Here is a 17,848-nt window from a genome sequence, read left to right on the forward strand (position 1 = left end):
GCCGGCCTAACGCCGGCTTCCCGAACAAATGAAACTCAGGTGCAAGCGGGCGTTTTGCTTTGAGACAAGCATTTGCCGATCTGGCGGACGGCCTGACGCAAACGCTGTTCGTTTTCCACTAAGGACATCCGCAGATAGCCTTCACCGGCGGTGCCGAATCCGCTGCCGGGACTGACCGCGACATTGCCTTCTTCCAACAGCTTCATTGCAAAGTCCATCGTCGACATCGACGACTTCCACGGTTCGGGGACTTCCGCCCAGACGAACATGCCGGCCTTGGGTGGCGTGACGTTCCATCCCAAACGACGCAGCCCGCTGACCAAAGCATCGCGTCGGCCTTGATAGATCAGCGATTGGTTTTCCACCGTCGCCTCGGTGGCCCGCAGCGCGACGATGGCCGCGATTTGGATCGCCTGGAACATGCCGTAATCGTAGTAGCCTTTGATCGTGCCCAGGCCACGAATCATTTCCGCATTGCCCGCGCAAAAGCCGACTCGCCAGCCGGCCATGTTATAGCCCTTGCTCATCGTCGTGAATTCGACACCGACATCCTTCGCGCCCGGTGCGCTCAGGAAGCTGGGTGGCTGGTATCCGTCAAAGGCGACGTCGGCATAGGCAAAATCGTGGATGACCATCAAGCCGTACTTTTTGGCCAAGCGGACGACTTCGACGAAGAATTCCGGCTCGATGACCGCGCTGGACGGATTGTGCGGATAGTTGACGATCAGCACCTTGGGCACCGGCGTCATGTTTTCGCAGGTGTAAGCAACGTTGCTTAGAAATTTCTCGCTATCGGCGACGTCCAACGCCACGACATTGCCCGAAGCCAAGATGACGCCGTACATGTGCACCGGAAAATAGGGCGACGGAATGATCGCGGTGTCCCCGGGGCCCATCAGCGCCAGACACATGTGTGAAAAGCCCTCCTTGGACCCCAAACAAGCGATCACCTCATGTTCCGGATCCAGCCGAACGCCGTACTTGCGATGGTATTTTCCGGCCACCTCGCGGCGCAGATTGGCAATCCCGTTGGACTTGCTGTATCCGTGGTTACCCGGATCGGCGGCGGCATCGGCCAGCTTTTGAATCACGACCGGATCGGGCGGATCGGACGGGTTGCCCATGCCCAGGTCGATGACGTCATCGCCGGCACGTCGTTTTTGGTACAGCGAATTGTTGATTCGCCCAAACATGTAGGGCGGCAACCGGTGCACTCGCGAAGCAAAGCTGACCTCGAACGGGTGTGGCGGCGGATCGGTAGTCGGCGGTTCGATCGCCGGTGCGTCGATATTGGGTGTGTCTGGATTGAACGTATTGGACATGGCTGGGCCGCTGGAACAAGAAATTCACGACGGGCAATCGATGTCAACTTAGACACCTGATCCGGTTTCAGGGAAGCGTCCGGCCGCGCCCGGTGGCCAATTTTCGGGCCAAAAAAAAGCCGACCCCACAATCGGGTCGGCTGGGGATCGTTCGGTTCCGCTGCTGACGGTTTGGCTCGGGGCGGCCGTCAACAGCGTGGAAAAATTTGGCGTGCGGACGATCAGCGACGCGTGGTCGCCGCGGCCTTTTTGGCGACCGCAAAGAAATTTTCAATGCTGGCGTTTTCCTTCAACTCGTCAAACTTCGACGCCATCGCTTGGGCCAACTTCTTTTCCGACAGGTCGCGAACCAGTTCTTCGCGGACCGCATCGAAATCGCTGACGACCGGTTTGGTAAAACCCTGGCAACGCATGATGATGTATTTGTCACCGGTGGCCACAATGCCGCTCAATTGCCCCGGCTTCAACGAAAAGGCTTCCTTTTCGATCGCCGGCTGGCCGCCGTGTTTGCGGATCGGCGGCACCAGCCCGGCGTTGGACGCCGACGACGGTTCGATGCTGTATTGTTGGGCCAATTCGCCAAAGAACTGCGGCGTCGGGTTATCGCGGGCCATCTGCCATACCTTTTGCGCCGTCCGCTGATCGCCCAGAACGATCGCCAGGACTTCCACCTTGGGTCCGTATGCGGAATCGAATCCGCGTTTCAGTTCTTCGTCGTTCAATTGGACTTCCGATTCGACCAACTTACGCAGCGCGACGCTGGGCCAAACGGCATCGCGAACATAGATGTCCTCGGTCGTGTCTCCATCGCTTACCACCGATTGCAGCCAGCTTTGGATGTCGGCCGAACCGTCGGGCTTGGTGAACCCGAACGCGATCGCGGCACGTTCGGTTTCGGCGGTCAGGTCGGCGGCGGCAACGGTGACACCATTGCTGCGAAGGGCTTGCGTCAAAAGACGACGATTGATTTCGCCTTGCAGAACTTCTTCGCCGTGGCGACGAACCGCTTCCTCGGCAACCTGTGCAATCGTCAGCGGTTGGTTGTTGACCAGGGCGGCAACACCGGGGTGCTGTTTTTCCGCCGCCGGATCGCCGAAGACCTTTTTGACATTGGCTTCGCTTTGCAGTTGCTCGAACAAACCGGCCGCGGCGACGCGAATTTTTTCGTCGCGGATCTCGTCCGCGATTTGCTCACGAATCGCGGGGATGGCTTGGGGTGCCGGGGTGGCGGCGGGAATACGCCGGACCGCTTGCAGGATCATCCATTCGTCGCCGACCTGCAGAATATCAGTGACTCCGCCATCCTGAAGATCAAACACGGCGGTTTCGAAATCCGGCTGTCCGGTGTAGCGGCGAATCGGTGGGATCAAACCACCGACGCTGGCGCTGATTTCGTCTTCGCTGAAACTCTTGGCCAGTTCGGTAAACTTCGCCGGATCGGATTTGGCTTGGGCCAGCACTTGTTCGGCTTTCTGTCGATCCTTGGTCACGATCATCCGGCACTTGACCGCTTCGCCGTAGCGAGCCAGATACTGTTTATTGAATTCTTCTTCGGTGACTTCGATCTTGTCGGCCACCAAACGTCGCAGTGCCAACATGGGCCAGACGACGTCGTTGCTATATTCAGCGGCACTGACGTTGCGTTCTTCTTGCAGCAGCTGCAGCAGCCCGCCCATGTCCAAGCGGAACTTGGCAGCCTGACGAGCGATTTCGTCGCTGACTTCTTGCTTGGTGATTTCGATGCCACGCTGCTGACATGCTTGCAAAATCAGATAGCGATTGACCATGGCGTCGACGATGTCGCTGCCGTAGCGTCGCATCGTTTCGTCGGCCAAGACCTTCTCGGTGATCGGGTCGGCGTTGACGGTCGCCACCACTCGGCTCTTTCCACCGGCAGTCGCGGGTGCAGTCGCTGCTGCGGTCGACGCCTGTTGCGCCACGACCGGCCTGTCCCAAGCGGCGATGAAAACCATCGCGACAAAAACGGACAGCCCCAATCGTCGGACCAGTGTCACCATCCAGGGACGAAGTACGGCAAATTCCAATGGCATTCCGGTCACTCCTTTGAACCGTCTACTCGGCATGGACATGTCCAAGGGCATCCAATCGCCCTTCGATATTCCGCGTTGATTCGCCACACACATCGCCGGCACAGTGGTCGGTTGGATCGAATCCACTTCGGAACGAACGACCCAGATTTTCTCGGCAATCGCCGGAAACAACCAACTTGTCATGCCGTCCAGCGAAGGCGGGCACATCGGAACCCTAGAAAAATTGCGGTTTCGGCTCAAGACGAATCGTCGCCGATCCGACACGCCCCCAACCGACGGGCCGCATCGATGATCTGTCGAATGAAAAAGCGTCCCGCATGACGCTGGCGGCGCAGGTGAATCCAAATCGCGACTGGGGTTTCGACGTTTTTCGGGTTTTTGTTAAAGCCGGTCATGGCAACGGCCGACACCCGGTCGTTTTCAAGCCTGAACCGACCAAAAGTCTTCCGAAATGCCCGTGATGGTTGCCGTCATGTCAGTTCGATCTATCACTCGATCATTCACCCACTGCCGCACCGTGACTCCGGTGCAATGCCTGGTGTGCCTGGTCGCCGCATTTGCTTTGCCAAGCTTCATCGCGGGTTGTCGGCAAACCACGACCACGACGACTGGTGCCTTGCAACCGCTGACCACACCCAACGGCAGCATTCCAGCACCCAGCCTGGTGCCGTTCACCGGACAGGGAACACGCGTCAGCCCTCCGGCGACCGGTTCGGCGGGCGGTGTTCCCAACAATTACATGGGCGGGGCCCCCACGATGGGATCCACCTATGGCACCACTCCGTCGGGCTTTGCCGCCACCGGCGGACAACCGATCGGGTCAGGCGTTGCGACGCCACCGGCCGCGGGCGGTGCCAACAGCGTCGCCAGTGCCGCCGTTGATTTGACACCACCGGTGCTTGGCGCTGGCGCGATGCCGGCGATCGATCTGACCCACGCTCCACCGCCACCCGGCTATCGCCCCAGCACGGTGAACACGGCGTCGGGCGTCGTCCCCGTGTCGCACCAAAGTCCCACCGGTTACGCACCGATCGGATCCGACGCGATGCCCGCGATGACATTGCAACCCATGGCCGCGCAGCCACAACTGAATCCGATCGGCACGGCAGCCGCCGCCCCCATGAACAACGCCGCGCCGATGAATCAGCCGGCGTCTGGTAACTGGAACGGCGCGCCGGCGTCTGGACCATCGGCGATGCCGCCATCGACCGCCCCCAGTGCCGGTGGTCTGCAGTGGCGAAGCCCCGCCGCCGGATACTGATCCGCGCCGCCGTCTTTCAAAGCCGGTCGCGGCACGACCGCTTGACTCGATCACAGCCTTCGATCGATACCGCACCGCCAGACTTATGCGGCGCTGCAGCAATTTGCCACAGCACCGGGGCGCAGCGATTTTCCCACAAAAGCGTTAGGGTGAACGATTGTCGGCCGGGATTGCCCGGACACCCGCACAGCCGTGAATCCTGATCCGATATGTCCGAATCCGATCGCAGCAATTCCGATTCGTCCGCCCCCTGGTATGCCGATGGCCTGCGATTCACTTGCACGCAGTGCGGGTACTGTTGCAGCGGTGATCCCGGGTTCGTCTTCGTCAATCATGACGAAATCCGTGACATGGCCGGCGAGATGGATTTGGATGTCGACGCCTTTGAGGAACGATTCGTTCGCCGTGTCGGCCGGCGTCGCAGCCTGAAAGAATACGCCGACGGCGATTGCATTCTGTTGGATCCCAAAACGCGTCGCTGCATGGTTTACCACAGCCGTCCGATTCAGTGCCGGACCTGGCCGTTCTGGTCCAGCAATTTGGTTTCGCCCGACGACTGGCGGGAAACCTGTGCCGAATGCCCCGGGGCGGGGACCGGTCAGCTGTACACGCTGGAGCAGATCGAAGCGGCCAAAAACGCCAAACGCGTCTGAGCCGAACGGTTCCCCATCGCCGATGGAACTGTTTCGCACGATTGTTTCAAGATTTCCGATTATTCCGGTCGATAGACTGGTTCGTAAGCATCCTGCCGGCGCAAGTCCGACCGGGGGCGATCTTGACGCTCGGAAACGAGCCGCCTAGACTGCGAACCTTGTTAAGTTATTCGCAGTCAAGGGTTTACAACGATCGCGGCCCATCGGAAGGGCACGGCGGGAGGAGTCCAGCGTGACCAAAAAAGACATCGTGCGAACGATCTCCGAAGAGGTTGGGCTGACTCAACAACAGACCAAGGAAATCGTCCAGAAAACGTTCGATGCGATCGTCGACTGTCTGGTTCGGGACCAACGGATTGAATTGCGGAACTTCGGCGTGTTCGAAGTCAAACCGCGGGCGGCCCGCAAGGCTCGCAATCCCAGGACCGGCCAACAGGTTGACGTTCCCAGCAAACACGTGGTGACCTTCAAGCCCGGCAAATTCATGGAAGCACGCGTCCGAGAATTGGACCAGTGTGCCGCCCAGAAAGCCGCCGAAGCCACCGCCGGTGACGACAACCGCCCCGAAACAAACGTCCACCCCGATGCGGCACCGAACGCATCGGCGAGGCGACCGACCGGTCGCTGGGATGACCTTTCCGATCCACAGTAAGCCCTAACGTTCATGGAGGAACGTCGATGCGACGCCTTTTTCAGCTGGCCCTGTTGACCGCCTGTCTGTCGACGACCGTCGGATGCTTTGTGCCGATTTACTCCGCCCGTCCCGAACGCCGCGTCCAGCAATTGCTGTACACGTCGGAAGACCTGCGTTCGATGATGGAAGAATGGGAACGTTTCTGGTTCCTGGATTCGCCCAGCCACCTGACGCCGATCCGTACCCACGGCGGCATCATTTGATACCGGTCAAATCAACACGATGATTCCGTCAGCGGCGGTCATCGCGTCTTGGCCCGTTGCATTAGCGTGACGGACGGCTGCTGACCAAGTTGCCGCCGTGGCCGGCCAGTTGTGCAATGCCGTGTTGCAGCACCGCGTCTTCATCGTCGCCGATGATGTGTCCCTGGTCGTCCGGACGTCCGGTGATGTGCCGGTCGCTGACTTCGGCGTGCGGTCGGACGCCGTTTTGGCTGATCGCACGGCCGCTGGGTGAATAAAACTTGGCGGTCGTCAAACAAAGTCCAAACTTCGCCGAACGCATCCGGAACACACCCTGGACGCTGCCTTTGCCATAACTGGTCGATCCGACCACCACGGCACGACCCCGGTCGGACATGGCACCGGCGAAAATCTCACTGGCACTGGCACTGTTGCCGTCGATCAGGACGACCAACGGAAAATTCCAAGTGCCGCTGCGGTGCGCCCGGTAATCGAAATTCTCTTTCGCATTGCGACCACGTGTGGTCACGATTGCACCGTCGCTCAAGAACCGGTCGGCGACTTCCACGGCCGCGGTCAACAATCCGCCCGGGTTGCCTCGCAAATCCATAATCAACGAACGCATGCCTTGGCCCTGCAGCGTGATCACCGCTTGTTCGACTTCGCGTCGGGTCGTCTTTTGAAAATTGGTCAGCCGGAAATAGCCGACTCGGTTGGTCACGTCGACCAAGTGCACGTTTTCCACGCAAGGCACATCCACACGGCGGCGGGTGATTTGCAGATCACGCCGTCGGCCCGCGGTGTCGGCCACGCTGATCGATACGACGGAGTTTTCAGGCCCACGCAGCAGGTCAGCGGCGAAATCGGGATCGACCACATTCGTTTCCGCATCGGCGACGCGAACGATCCGTTCCCCGGCCAACACGCCGGCTTCATCGGCCGGTCCCCCCGGAATGACCGAGACGATTTGCAAGTGATCATCGGCCGGTTTCAATTCAACGCCCAGGCCGACAAAGTTGCCTTCGATGTTGGAAAACATTTCGTCCAACTGTGATCCCGACAACAATCGTGTGTAGGGATCCAACGTCGAAATGGCACCCGACAGAAACTCCAGCGACGTTGCCGTTCCCGACAATCCGATCCGTTCATGCGCCAAGTTGGCAACAAACGATACGGCGGCACGCAAATCGAAACGTGTTTGGGTGCTACGGCCGCGAAGTTCACGATGCACATTCAAACGGAACTGTTCGATGGCATCACGATCGACGCCCGGAAGATTGCTGTTGATGAATCGTTCTTCATCCAACGCCACCTCCAGCGCCGCGGTGCCGTGCAGCAACACGCGTGACCAGTCCACCGTTTCGACGTAGTGAGTTTGCAGATTCGCCAGCGTTTCGGAATACAGATCCAACGCTTGGGTCGTGCTAAGGTCGCGAACACTGGCCAGGAAACTGTGGTCGGTGTATCGACGGTGAACGTCGTAACGCAGACGGCTGATCAGCAATCGCTGATACACCACGCGACTGTCGGGGAACCGACGCAGGGCGGATTCATAATGCTGAACCGCATCGGCCCACATGCGTTGCCGTTCCAGTTCATAGCCCTTGGTCAGGACTTGCTGTTCATCGTCCGCTGAATCTGCGGAGGCAACCGCCGCGGGATCGTCCGCAACCACGGTGGCAATCGGTCCGCCGAGTGTCGCCAAAGCCACGAATCCCGTGGCGGCCAACACCAACAGCCGGCCGTGTTGCCAGCGAGTCAAAAAGCGTTCGATACCCGAATTTGATTCCATACCAGTCAACATCCGATCGCGAGCGTCGTTCGGGAGGGAAATGGAGACGACGCCGCAAACGAACCGTTGGCGGAATGCTGTCGTCGGGCCACGTCCGGACGCTCACAGAACGAGGCCAAGGAAACGTAGGTCACAAAACATGCCCGGTCAAAAAACCGTCGCGATAAAAATTCAGCGAATTCGTTGTGACCGGCATCAACGTCCCCGCGGTGGTCGCTTGGTAACGGTTGATGGGGTCGATCCGATGGGGCAAAGCCACGCGATGGTGCTTTGCGATAACCCTAGGGATCGCTGATTAGGCCCGGTCGAGCCGGGGACTCTCGCGTGCGCTTCCTGGCGCAGAATGAGTCGACCGCGTTTCAAGTTTCCGCGGTCAATCTCTCGCATCCGAAATCCACGATAGACGTTGTCCGCATCGCGGGCAACGATCGGGCAACACCCGGGCCGGGATGCTAGGCTGCGTGAAACTTGCCGACCAACCGACGACGGCTTTGCGTGTCGATATGAAACATTCCTGCCAACGGAACGCCCAAATTTTTGACCGCCGCCGACTGCTGTCCACGGCCATCGCCGCCGGCGGTCTGTTGTCGCTTCCTGGGTGCGTGTCGACCGCCGCCCGAGGTGAACCCGATTTGGTCTGGGGGCGACGGGGCTGGTCGGAGGGTCGATTCGTCAAGCCACGTACCATTGCAATCGACTCGGCTGACCGACTGTACATCTGCGACACGACCGGACGGATCCAAGTCTTTGATGCTGACGGTAACTTTCAAACCGTCTGGTCGACCCCCGAAACCGCCAACGGCCGCCCGACGGGGCTTGAAGTCCGTGCCGCTGATGAACACATCGATCGTGAAGTCTTGCTGGTCGCCGACACCCATTACTATCGCATGTTGGCCTACGAGCTGGACGGAACGCTGATCGATTCGCGTTGCATCGGCGGGACCGCGGGCTACGGTCCCGGTGAATTCGCCTTCGTCACCGAAGCGGTTTGTGACGACGATGGCTGCTTTTACATCGGTGAGTATGGCGACAGCGATCGGATCCAAAAATTCGATCCCGACGGTCGCTTCATCGCCCAGTGGGGTGGTACCGGCGATCAGCCGGGACAATTCATTCGTCCCCAAAGCATGATCGTCACCGACGGGTTGCTGTGGGTGACCGATGCGGGCAACCATCGAATGCAGGCCTTTGACGTGACCGCCGATCCGCCCGGTTTGGTGCACTGTTGGGGCGTCCAGGGGCCACAAGCAGGCCAACTGTATTACCCCTACGACATCGCACTGATGGAAGGCGAACCATCACCGGGCCGCGTCGATCTGATGATCTGTGAATACGGCAACCAACGAATCCAGCGGTTCGCCACCGATGGGACTTCGCTGGGGATTTTGGGCGGTCCAGGATTCGAGGATGGCCAGTTCCACCACCCGTGGGGGCTGGTGGTCGATTCCAAGCGTCGCGTCCACGTCTTGGACAGCAACAACCACCGTATTCAGCGATTTCCCACGTAAATAGGCGGCAAAAAACGAATTTTTCGACCTCGTGACCAGACTTGTCACGGCCCCTGCGATGATACCGATGTCCGGTGGGCAATTCGCCAACGCCAAAGCGATCGCCCGCCCCATCAACCAGAAACAAAATCAACGTTCCGGGGGGAATACTGATGAAAAACGAATTTCGCCGCGCCATGCAAGACAGCGATCACTACGTCATCGAAATGGACTACGTCGACAGTAAGGGCCGACGCACACGCCGAACCATCAGCCCGATCCGATTCGTCGGTCGCGACCGCGTTCTGGCAATGTGCCTGTGTCGCGAAGAACCACGACAGTTCTACTTGGACCGCTGTGAAGACGTGCGTTTGGCTCCGGCCGAACAGGTTTTGATGCCTTTGCCGATTGCCGAATACGATCCGGCACCCGCCGCATACGCTCCGACGCCGGGGCTGACGACTTGTGGCGCCGGACTGTGTTTGGCTTAGGCGGTCGCTATGTCAGCACGAAAGAACATCGTTGGATCAAGCGAGGATCTTTTGGACCACGTGCGCCGGTTCGACCCCCGTCAAACGCTGGTCCAATCCTTGGAATTTGACACTTAGCCGTGCGTGGTCAAATCCCAACAGATGCAAAATCGTGGCGTGAAAATCGCGGACATGAACCCGGTCTTCGACCACGTTGAACCCGAATTCGTCGCTTTGTCCGATCGTCAAACCAGGTTTCAGTCCACCGCCAGCCATCCACATCGTGAACGCATTGGGGTGATGGTCACGCCCGTTGTCCCCGCCGCCCTGAACCATCGGCGTGCGTCCGAATTCGCCGCCCCAAATCACCAGTGTTTCATCCAGCATCCCACGACGCTTCAAATCGGTGATCAACGCAGCGCACGCTTGATCGGTGTCGCCACAATTCCGTTTCAAGCCGTTGACCAGGTCGCCGTGCTGGTCCCAAGCTTCGTGAAATAGCTGAACGAACCGCGTGCCCCGCTCCACCAATCGCCGGGCCAGCAAACAGTTTTTGGCAAAAGACGATTTTTCTGGTTCCACTCCGTACAAATCCAACGTCTCCTGAGTCTCGCTGGATAAATCCATCAGCTCCGGTGCACTGGCCTGCATCCGAAACGCCATCTCGTACGAATTGATGCGGGTGGCAATTTCCGGATCGTTCATGCGATCCAGATGTTGCTGATTCAACGCCCTAATCGCATCCAATGTTTGGCGTTGTGTCTGTCGATCGATGCCGGCGGGATTGGACAAGTACAGCACCGGATCGCCGACATTTCGCAACTGCACGCCGTTGTAGACCGTCGGTAAAAAGCCACTGCCCCAATTGCTGTTCCCGCCGCTGGGGCCTTTTCGACCGCTGCTGAAGACAACAAAACCGGGCAAGTCTTCTGCTTCGCTTCCCAAACCATACAAAGTCCAAGAACCCAGGCTGGGTTTGCCGAACAACTGGGACCCGGTGTTCATCAAGATCTGTGCCGGCGCATGATTGAAGGCGTCGGTGACCATCGATTTGATGATCGTCAGGTCATCGGCCACCTTGGCCGTGTGCGGCAACAATTCCGAAATTTCCGCACCGCACTGTCCGTGCTTGGCGAATTTGAATTTCGGTCCCAACAGTTTCGAATTTGGATTGATGAACGCGGCGCGATAACCGTCCAGCAATCCGGCCGGCGGCAAGGTTCCATCAAACTTTGCCAACTGTGGCTTGTAATCGAACAATTCCAAATGGCTGGGCGCGCCGGCCATGAACAAGAAGATCACGTTCTTGATCTTGCCCGGAAAATGCGGCGTTTTCACAGCCAACGGACCGGATGCCGCATTGGCATCGCTTTGCATCAGGCTGTGGGCCGCGATCGCCCCGAGCCCCACACCGCATTCCTTCAAGAACCAGCGACGACTGGTCGCGCTGGCCGATATCAGTTGGTCGTTTCGCATTGAATGCACCATCGTGTTTGGTTGGGTCACCATGACAACGATTGCCGGGTGAACTGTTCCGTCGGCTTATTGCCGTGAAATCGTCTCGTCCAAATTCAACATCACGCGACATGTCAAAACCCAGGCGGCCAAGTCAGCGTCATCGACCGGAACGCCCGTGAATGCTTTTGGAATCGCAGCAAGCAAGGGGGCCGTGTCGACTTGCCCGTCATTGATGCGTTCGCGTTGACGATTCAAGAAGGACAACAGTACATGTCGCTCGGTCGGCTCTGGTCGCCGTCCGGTGCATCGTAGGAACGCCAAATCGACCGCTGATGGCTCGTCATCGCAACGCAGCAACACGTCCGCGGCCATCGCGGCCGCACACTCAAACGCCATCGGTTCGTTCAACGACGTCAATGCTTGCAGCGGCGTGTTGGATCGACTGCGGCGGACGCAAGACGTGTTTCCGGGCACGGCATCAAAGGCTTCCAGCATCGGGTAGGGGACGCTGCGGAAACGGAACGTGTACAAACCACGCCGGTACCGATCACCGCCGACCGCATCGTCCCAAACTTTGGGCCCGTAACTGACCGGGGGCAAGAACAGGAACTCCGGTGCCGGCGGCGTCACACTGGGGCCGCCGACGCGACGATCAAGCAACCCCGCAGCCGCCAACGTGATGTCGCGAACCGTTTCGGCGGGCGCGCGAAACCGTGCCCCTCGAGCCAGCAAACGGTTGTACGGGTCTTCGGCCAACAAGTCGTCGCTGACCACCGACGATTGGCGATACGTTGCGGACGTCACGATCCGGCGATGCAGATGTTTCAAGCTCCATCCGTTGTCCATCAAATCCACCGCCAACCAATCCAACAACTGCGGATGCGAAGGCGGTGAACTTTGTGACCCCAAGTCATCGCTGGTTTCCACCAGTCCGACACCAAAGTAGGCCTGCCAAATCCGATTGACGATCGAACGCGGAACCGTCGGGCTATCACGGTCCACCAACCACCGGGCGAACTGCAACCGTGGCGGTTCATCGGACGGCTGCATCGCATGCAGGAATGCAGGAACATGTGGCTGCACCGGAGCCACCGGGCTAAGGAAGTCACCACGATCCAACAGTGATGTTAATCGCTGGCCCTGTCTTTCGGACAAAGTCAACTGCGTCGTGCCGGCGGGATGCCGGGCCCACGCCGCATCGATCTCTTGTTGCCAAGATCCAAATTTTGTTTCTCGTCGCACCCAGGAACGAAACAATCGCTCGTTTTGCTGGTCGCTTCGCCGCTTCGGTGGAAGATCCAAAACCGACTGGACATCGGGCGACAGCGGCGATCGCGACTGAACGCTGTCCCCGGTGAACGAAAGCTTGAATCGGCCGACGTTGAACGTTTGGTTGTCGTCGCTGTTCCAGCCGCCGTGCCGCTGGGCAAGGTACACGTGAATGATCGCGTGCTGGCCGTCGGGCACTTCGATCGGTTCGGCCAAACGAAACCAAGCGGTTTGTGAGCGATTGGCCAGCGGAAACCCGAGGTCGTTGGACCATGCGGTGGTCAGGTCCCCGTCGATTGCAAAATCAACCGAGCCGATGATGCGTTTGGTGTCTTTGCGGTTGTCATAGCGCGGCCCTAGATCCGCCTTCGGAGTCGGGCGATCCGCCCATGCCCCGGCGAACTTGACGGGAATGACTTTGTCGGGCGAACCCGAAAAAGCGACCTCCGCAGTCAATTCACTCAGCCCCCAAGTTCCTTCGACGCTGCGTCCGGGTCCTTCCCGCGGCAAATTGGGATCGGTCAGCATCTGGATCCGAATCCCCGACAACCGCGTGCCGTCGTATCGAGCGGTCATCTTGGGCTTGAAGTTCGTCGGTGCGTACCCTTGGCAAAGATACGATCCATCGTCCTGCGGCAAGAACTTTTGTCCGCCGATCGTCGAATCAAGGAACTCCAACGTCGGCGTTACCCAATTGGGCTGGCCCTCTTTTTTCAGCTGTTTCTGCCAAGACCGGTGGTCGCGTTGCCATGTCGGTGTCGCCATACGGATTTCCGCATACAGGTCTTCGACTTGCCGGACCACCCTTCGTCGCTGTTGGATTTCATCCGGCGTGTACACGACGTGAAAGGCATCGTCGGTGTTGTTGATGAACGCCATCAAGCCGTAATACTCTTCATGGCTGATCGGGTCGTATTTATGGCTGTGGCACTGGGCACACTGGATCGTTAAACCCAAGACGGATTTTCCGATTGCGTCCAACCGGTCGAACATCGCTTCCATGCGAAACTGTTCGGGGTCCGCGCCGCCTTCTTCATTGACCATCGAGTTTCGCAAGAACCCGGTTGCCACATGATCCGCCTGTGTCGCACCGGGCAGTAGATCGCCGGCGATTTGACGAATGATGAAGTCGTCGTAGGGGCGGTCCTGGTTCAGCGAATCGACCACCCAATCACGATAGAACCAGACTTGTCGTGGCTTGTCTTTCTCGTACCCGTCCGAATCGGCATACCGTGCGGCGTCCAACCAAACCCGACTCCAACGTTCGCCATAAGCGGGTGAATCCAGCAAACGATCGACCCAGCGATGATAGGCTGCATCAGCGTTGCCCGAGCGTTCGTATTGTGACGTGAATTCGGCAATCTGTTCCGGGGTCGGTGGCAACCCGATCAAGTCCAAGGACAACCGACGCAGCAACGTTGCGGGATCCGCGACGGGTGACGGTTTCCGTCCTGCGGATTCGATCTTGGACAACACAAAATGGTCGATCGGATTTTTAACCCAGCCAGGATCATCGACCTCGGGAACAGGGTGTTGCACCGGAGCGGTGAATGCCCAGTGGTTCTCAAAAGATGCACCGTCGGCCATCCAGCGCCGCAACCGATCCACCTCCTCCGGATCCAGAGGTCCGCCGGATTCCGGCGGCGGCATCACAAGATCTGGATCATCACTGGTCACGCGAGCGATCAGTTCGCTGTCATCCGGCGCATCGGTGTCCAAAACCCAAGCGGCGTCATCCCCGATGTCCAAACGCAAATCGGCTTGGCGGGATTCCGGATCGGGTCCGTGGCATTGAAAACAGTGTTCCGACAGCAAAGGCCGGATATCGGTCGCAAAGTCGACGCTGGAATCGGACGCGGAAAGCGGATCACCGTCAAACCCGCTGATCAACAGCGGTACGGCGACCAGCCCGACGATTCGTAATCGCGTCGCGGCGCCGACAAGGGCGGGCAAGGGCATGAAACGTGAGGCGTTGGAGGTGGGGCATTCGGCGGGCAGTCAGTCCGAAGCCCCAGTTTATCCCGCAGAATCGCGCGGAAGCAAATTTTTGCTTCGCCCGGCCCGCCATTCGTCCCACCCGCTTGTAGTTCGGCGGTTGGTTGCGATGTCGACACTGACATCACTTTCGCCGTGATGCCAGGACCGGACCCGGTAGCCGACTAGCCCTTGATGACGCCGTGGTCGACCAACAAAGCGATGACTTGGTCGGCACACTGTTCGACCGATTGCTTGCTGGTGTCCAGTTTAAGTGCGGGCGACTGCGGTTCTTCGTAGGTCGCAGTGACACCGGGGAAGTTCTTCAATTCACCGGCATCGGCTTGAGCGTACTGGCCCTTGGTGTCACGTTCTCGGCAAACTTCCACCGGTGTGTCGACGTGAACGACCAAGTAACGATCGGCGCCAATCACGCCGGCGACTTTCTGACGAACGTCTTCACTGGGGGCCACGAACGACGCGATGCAAATCAGACCGGCATCGTTGATGGCGTGGGCCAGGTGAGCACTGCGGCGAAGATTTTCGCTGCGGTCGTCGGCGGTGAACCCGAGATCCAAACTCAAGCCACGGCGAACGTGTTCGCCATCAATCACCGTGACCGCACGTCCGGCATCGAACAGTTTTCGTTCCACGGCTTTGGCGATCGCGGTCTTGCCGCTGCCGGTCAGGCCGGTCAGCAACACGGTGGCCGGTTTTTGGCCGTAGCGTGCCTGCCGCTCGTCGGGCGATACCACGGACAGTTCGTCCTGGCCATCGCCGCGTGCGGTTTCTTCATCCTCCCAAACGCTGCGCTGATCACCGGCCGAATCACGATCCAGAATCATCCCAGCGGCAACGGTCGCATTGCTGATTCGGTCGACGATGATGAACGCGCCGGTGCCGCGATTACGTGCGTAGGCGTCGAAATGAATCGGTGCACTGAGCGAAATGGCGACGCGGCCGATTTCGTTCAAGTTCAATGTCGGCGAAGGGTTCCGGTGCAACGTGTTGACGTCGACTTGGTACTTCAGCGAATCCACCGTCCCCGGAATGGTCTGCGTCGTGTGTTTGAACAGGTACGTCTGACCGGGCTTCATCGCTTCTTCGTTCATCCAAACCAGCATCGCGTCAAACCGATCACTGGTCTTCGGCATGTTTCCGGTGCGGACGATCATGTCGCCACGGCTGGCATCGATTTCGTCGTTCAGCGTCAATGTGACCGACAACGGTGCAAACGCTTCGTCCAGATCACCGTCGTACGTCACGATGCTTTTGACGGTGCTGGTCTGTTTGCTGGGCAGGGACACCACTTCTTCGCCCACCCGGATTGTTCCCGAGGCGATCGTTCCACAGAACCCACGAAAATCCAGATTGGGTCGATTGACGTATTGGACGGGGAAGCGGAAATCCTGCAGATTCCGATCGCTGCCGATGTAGACCGTTTCCAAAAAGTTCATCAACGTGCTGCCGCGATACCACGGCATGTTTTGGCTGGGGTCGACCAGGTTGTCGCCGTTGAGCGCGCTGATGGGAATGAAATGCAGATCGGGAAGATCCAACTTGGTTGCGAACCCGCGATAGTCGTCGCAGATCTCGTTGAATTTTTCTTCGCTGTGGTCGATCAAGTCCATCTTGTTGACCGCGATGACCACGTGGCGGATCCCCAACAACGACACGATAAAGCTGTGTCGTTTGGTCTGCGTCAGCACGCCATGTCGCGCATCGATCAGAATCACGGCCAAGTCCGCGGTGCTACCACCGGTGGCCATGTTTCGCGTGTATTGTTCGTGCCCGGGCGTATCAGCGATGATGAATTTTCGCTTCGCCGTGCTGAAATAGCGATAAGCAACATCGATCGTGATGCCCTGTTCGCGTTCGGCCTTCAAACCATCGGTCAACAGTGCCGGGTCAAAATTGCCGCCAGTCGTCCCGACAATCTTGCTGTCCGCTTCGATTTGCGCCAGCTGATCCTCGTAAATCATTTTGCTGTCGTACAACAGCCGCCCGATCAGCGTGCTTTTGCCGTCATCCACACTGCCACACGTGATGAACCGCAGCAACTGTTTCTGTTCGTGCTGCTTGAGGTAAGCATCAATGTCGGTCGCGATCAGATCAGATTTATGGGACATGGATGTGAAAGGATTTTGGGGACAGTGTGCGAGAAGCGGTCAGCGAAAAAGCGTGTGGAAACACGGGATCGTCCGATCCGTGCGATTGAAAACGGCCCGCATCGCCGCGACGATTGGGTGCGGCGTGGGCCAACGTCGATGGGCTAGAAATATCCCCGACGTTTCTTTTCTTCCATGCCCGCCCCGCCTTCGTCTTGGTCGATGATTCGGCCTTGGCGTTCGCTGGTCGTTGCCAGCAACATTTCTTGAATGACTTCGGGCAACGTGGTCGCTTCGCTTTCGACCGCACCGGACAACGGGTAACAGCCCAGGGTGCGGAACCGCACCATTTTGACTTCTTCCTTTTCACCGGGCAGCAGCGGCATGCGATCGTCGTCACGCATCAACAACAGCCCGTTTCGGTTGACCACCGGACGAGGTGCCGACAAATACAGCGGCACGATGGGGATGTTTTCCAAGTGGATGTATTGCCAAACATCCAACTCCGTCCAATTGCTCATTGGGAACACGCGGATCGATTCGCCTTTGTTGACGCGTCCGTTGTACAGGTTCCACAATTCGGGACGCTGGTTCTTCGGATCCCAACGGTGCGATTTGTCACGGAAGCTGAAGACGCGTTCTTTCGCACGACTTTTTTCTTCGTCACGCCGTGCACCACCGAATGCGGCATCGAACTGGTACTTGTCCAGCGCCGCCTTCAGCGCGTCCGTCTTCATGATTTCGGTGTGACGTTCGCTGTCTTCCCACGGCGGAATGTTCAGCTTCAACCCTTCCTGGTTGGTGTGCACCAGGACGTCCAGGCCCAACTCTTTGCGAACATAGTTTTCGCGAAAGTCGATCATGTCCTTGAACTTGTACGTCGTGTCGACGTGCAGCAAAGGAAACGGCAACTTTCCGGGATGGAATGCCTTCATGGCCAGATGCAGCAGCACCGCGCTGTCTTTGCCGATCGAATACAGCATCACCGGTTTGGAAAACTCGGCGACGACTTCGCGGAAAATATGAATACTTTCCGCTTCTAATTGCTTCAGGTGCGTCAGTCGATAATCGGTCATCAACCCGTCTGGTCCGATGAGGAAAACTGGCGATAAGTGACAAAGAGGGAA

General features: G+C 58.5%; 14 protein-coding genes. 6 read left to right on the forward strand and 8 right to left on the reverse strand.

From position 1 onward, the window contains the following. Nucleotides 1-35: 35 nt before the first annotated feature. On the reverse strand, nt 36-1,322 hold the full coding sequence (locus Mal65_RS16050; RefSeq protein WP_145299654.1) for an aminotransferase class I/II-fold pyridoxal phosphate-dependent enzyme: 1,287 nt from the start codon (nt 1,320-1,322) through the stop codon (nt 36-38). 221 nt (nt 1,323-1,543) lie between these two features. Then, nucleotides 1,544-3,373, reverse strand: coding sequence for a peptidylprolyl isomerase (locus Mal65_RS16055; RefSeq protein ID WP_196784220.1), 1,830 nt, complete (start codon nt 3,371-3,373; stop codon nt 1,544-1,546). 472 nt (nt 3,374-3,845) lie between these two features. Between Mal65_RS16055 and Mal65_RS16060 the strand changes: the two genes are divergently transcribed. The 4 genes from Mal65_RS16060 to Mal65_RS16075 all read left to right on the forward strand — a co-directional run bounded on the left by Mal65_RS16060 (nt 3,846) and on the right by Mal65_RS16075 (nt 6,184). Then, nucleotides 3,846-4,634 (forward strand): hypothetical protein, encoded by a 789-nt coding sequence (locus tag Mal65_RS16060; protein ID WP_145299657.1) that lies wholly within the window; start codon nt 3,846-3,848, stop codon nt 4,632-4,634. A gap of 209 nt (nt 4,635-4,843) precedes the next feature. Further along, a complete protein-coding gene (locus Mal65_RS16065; RefSeq protein WP_145299660.1) occupies nt 4,844-5,287 on the forward strand; it encodes a YkgJ family cysteine cluster protein in 444 nt (147 codons plus the stop codon). 232 nt (nt 5,288-5,519) lie between these two features. After that, nucleotides 5,520-5,939, forward strand: a complete 420-nt coding sequence (locus tag Mal65_RS16070) for an HU family DNA-binding protein (protein ID WP_145299663.1) — start codon at nt 5,520-5,522, stop codon at nt 5,937-5,939. A 26-nt stretch (nt 5,940-5,965) separates the two neighbouring features. Further along, on the forward strand, nt 5,966-6,184 hold the full coding sequence (locus tag Mal65_RS16075; protein WP_145299666.1) for a hypothetical protein: 219 nt from the start codon (nt 5,966-5,968) through the stop codon (nt 6,182-6,184). A 61-nt stretch (nt 6,185-6,245) separates the two neighbouring features. On the opposite strand, the gene Mal65_RS16080 is transcribed toward Mal65_RS16075, so the two are convergent. Both Mal65_RS16080 and Mal65_RS27325 read right to left on the reverse strand, forming a co-directional pair. After that, a complete protein-coding gene (locus Mal65_RS16080; RefSeq protein WP_174820175.1) occupies nt 6,246-7,955 on the reverse strand; it encodes a S41 family peptidase in 1,710 nt (569 codons plus the stop codon). Nucleotides 7,956-8,085: 130 nt separating this feature from the next. Continuing rightward, nucleotides 8,086-8,214, reverse strand: a complete 129-nt coding sequence (locus Mal65_RS27325; RefSeq protein ID WP_261342842.1) for a hypothetical protein — start codon at nt 8,212-8,214, stop codon at nt 8,086-8,088. Between the two features lie 202 nt (nt 8,215-8,416). On the opposite strand from Mal65_RS27325, the gene Mal65_RS16085 reads away from it, so the two are divergent. Both Mal65_RS16085 and Mal65_RS16090 read left to right on the forward strand, forming a co-directional pair. Next, nucleotides 8,417-9,463, forward strand: coding sequence for an NHL repeat-containing protein (locus Mal65_RS16085; protein ID WP_196784221.1), 1,047 nt, complete (start codon nt 8,417-8,419; stop codon nt 9,461-9,463). Between the two features lie 152 nt (nt 9,464-9,615). Further along, nucleotides 9,616-9,933 carry a WYL domain-containing protein gene (locus Mal65_RS16090; RefSeq protein WP_174820178.1) on the forward strand — a complete coding sequence of 106 codons (318 nt, stop codon included), beginning with the start codon at nt 9,616-9,618 and terminating at the stop codon, nt 9,931-9,933. A gap of 36 nt (nt 9,934-9,969) precedes the next feature. Here Mal65_RS16090 and Mal65_RS16095 read toward each other — a convergent pair whose 3' ends face one another. The 4 genes from Mal65_RS16095 to cysD all read right to left on the reverse strand — a co-directional run bounded on the left by Mal65_RS16095 (nt 9,970) and on the right by cysD (nt 17,797). Continuing rightward, nucleotides 9,970-11,388 (reverse strand): DUF1501 domain-containing protein, encoded by a 1,419-nt coding sequence (locus Mal65_RS16095; protein ID WP_165701569.1) that lies wholly within the window; start codon nt 11,386-11,388, stop codon nt 9,970-9,972. A gap of 66 nt (nt 11,389-11,454) precedes the next feature. Then, a complete protein-coding gene (locus Mal65_RS16100) occupies nt 11,455-14,598 on the reverse strand; it encodes a PSD1 and planctomycete cytochrome C domain-containing protein (RefSeq protein WP_145299673.1) in 3,144 nt (1,047 codons plus the stop codon). A gap of 200 nt (nt 14,599-14,798) precedes the next feature. Then, nucleotides 14,799-16,742: a sulfate adenylyltransferase subunit CysN gene (gene cysN / locus Mal65_RS16105; RefSeq protein WP_145299676.1), complete on the reverse strand. Its 1,944-nt coding sequence runs from the start codon at nt 16,740-16,742 to the stop codon at nt 14,799-14,801. 143 nt (nt 16,743-16,885) lie between these two features. Continuing rightward, nucleotides 16,886-17,797, reverse strand: a complete 912-nt coding sequence (cysD, locus tag Mal65_RS16110; RefSeq protein ID WP_145299679.1) for a sulfate adenylyltransferase subunit CysD — start codon at nt 17,795-17,797, stop codon at nt 16,886-16,888. Between the last annotated feature and the right edge of the window lie 51 nt (nt 17,798-17,848).

Source organism: Crateriforma conspicua, from assembly GCF_007752935.1.
In the GTDB taxonomy this organism is placed as follows: Bacteria; Planctomycetota; Planctomycetia; order Pirellulales; family Pirellulaceae; genus Crateriforma; species Crateriforma conspicua.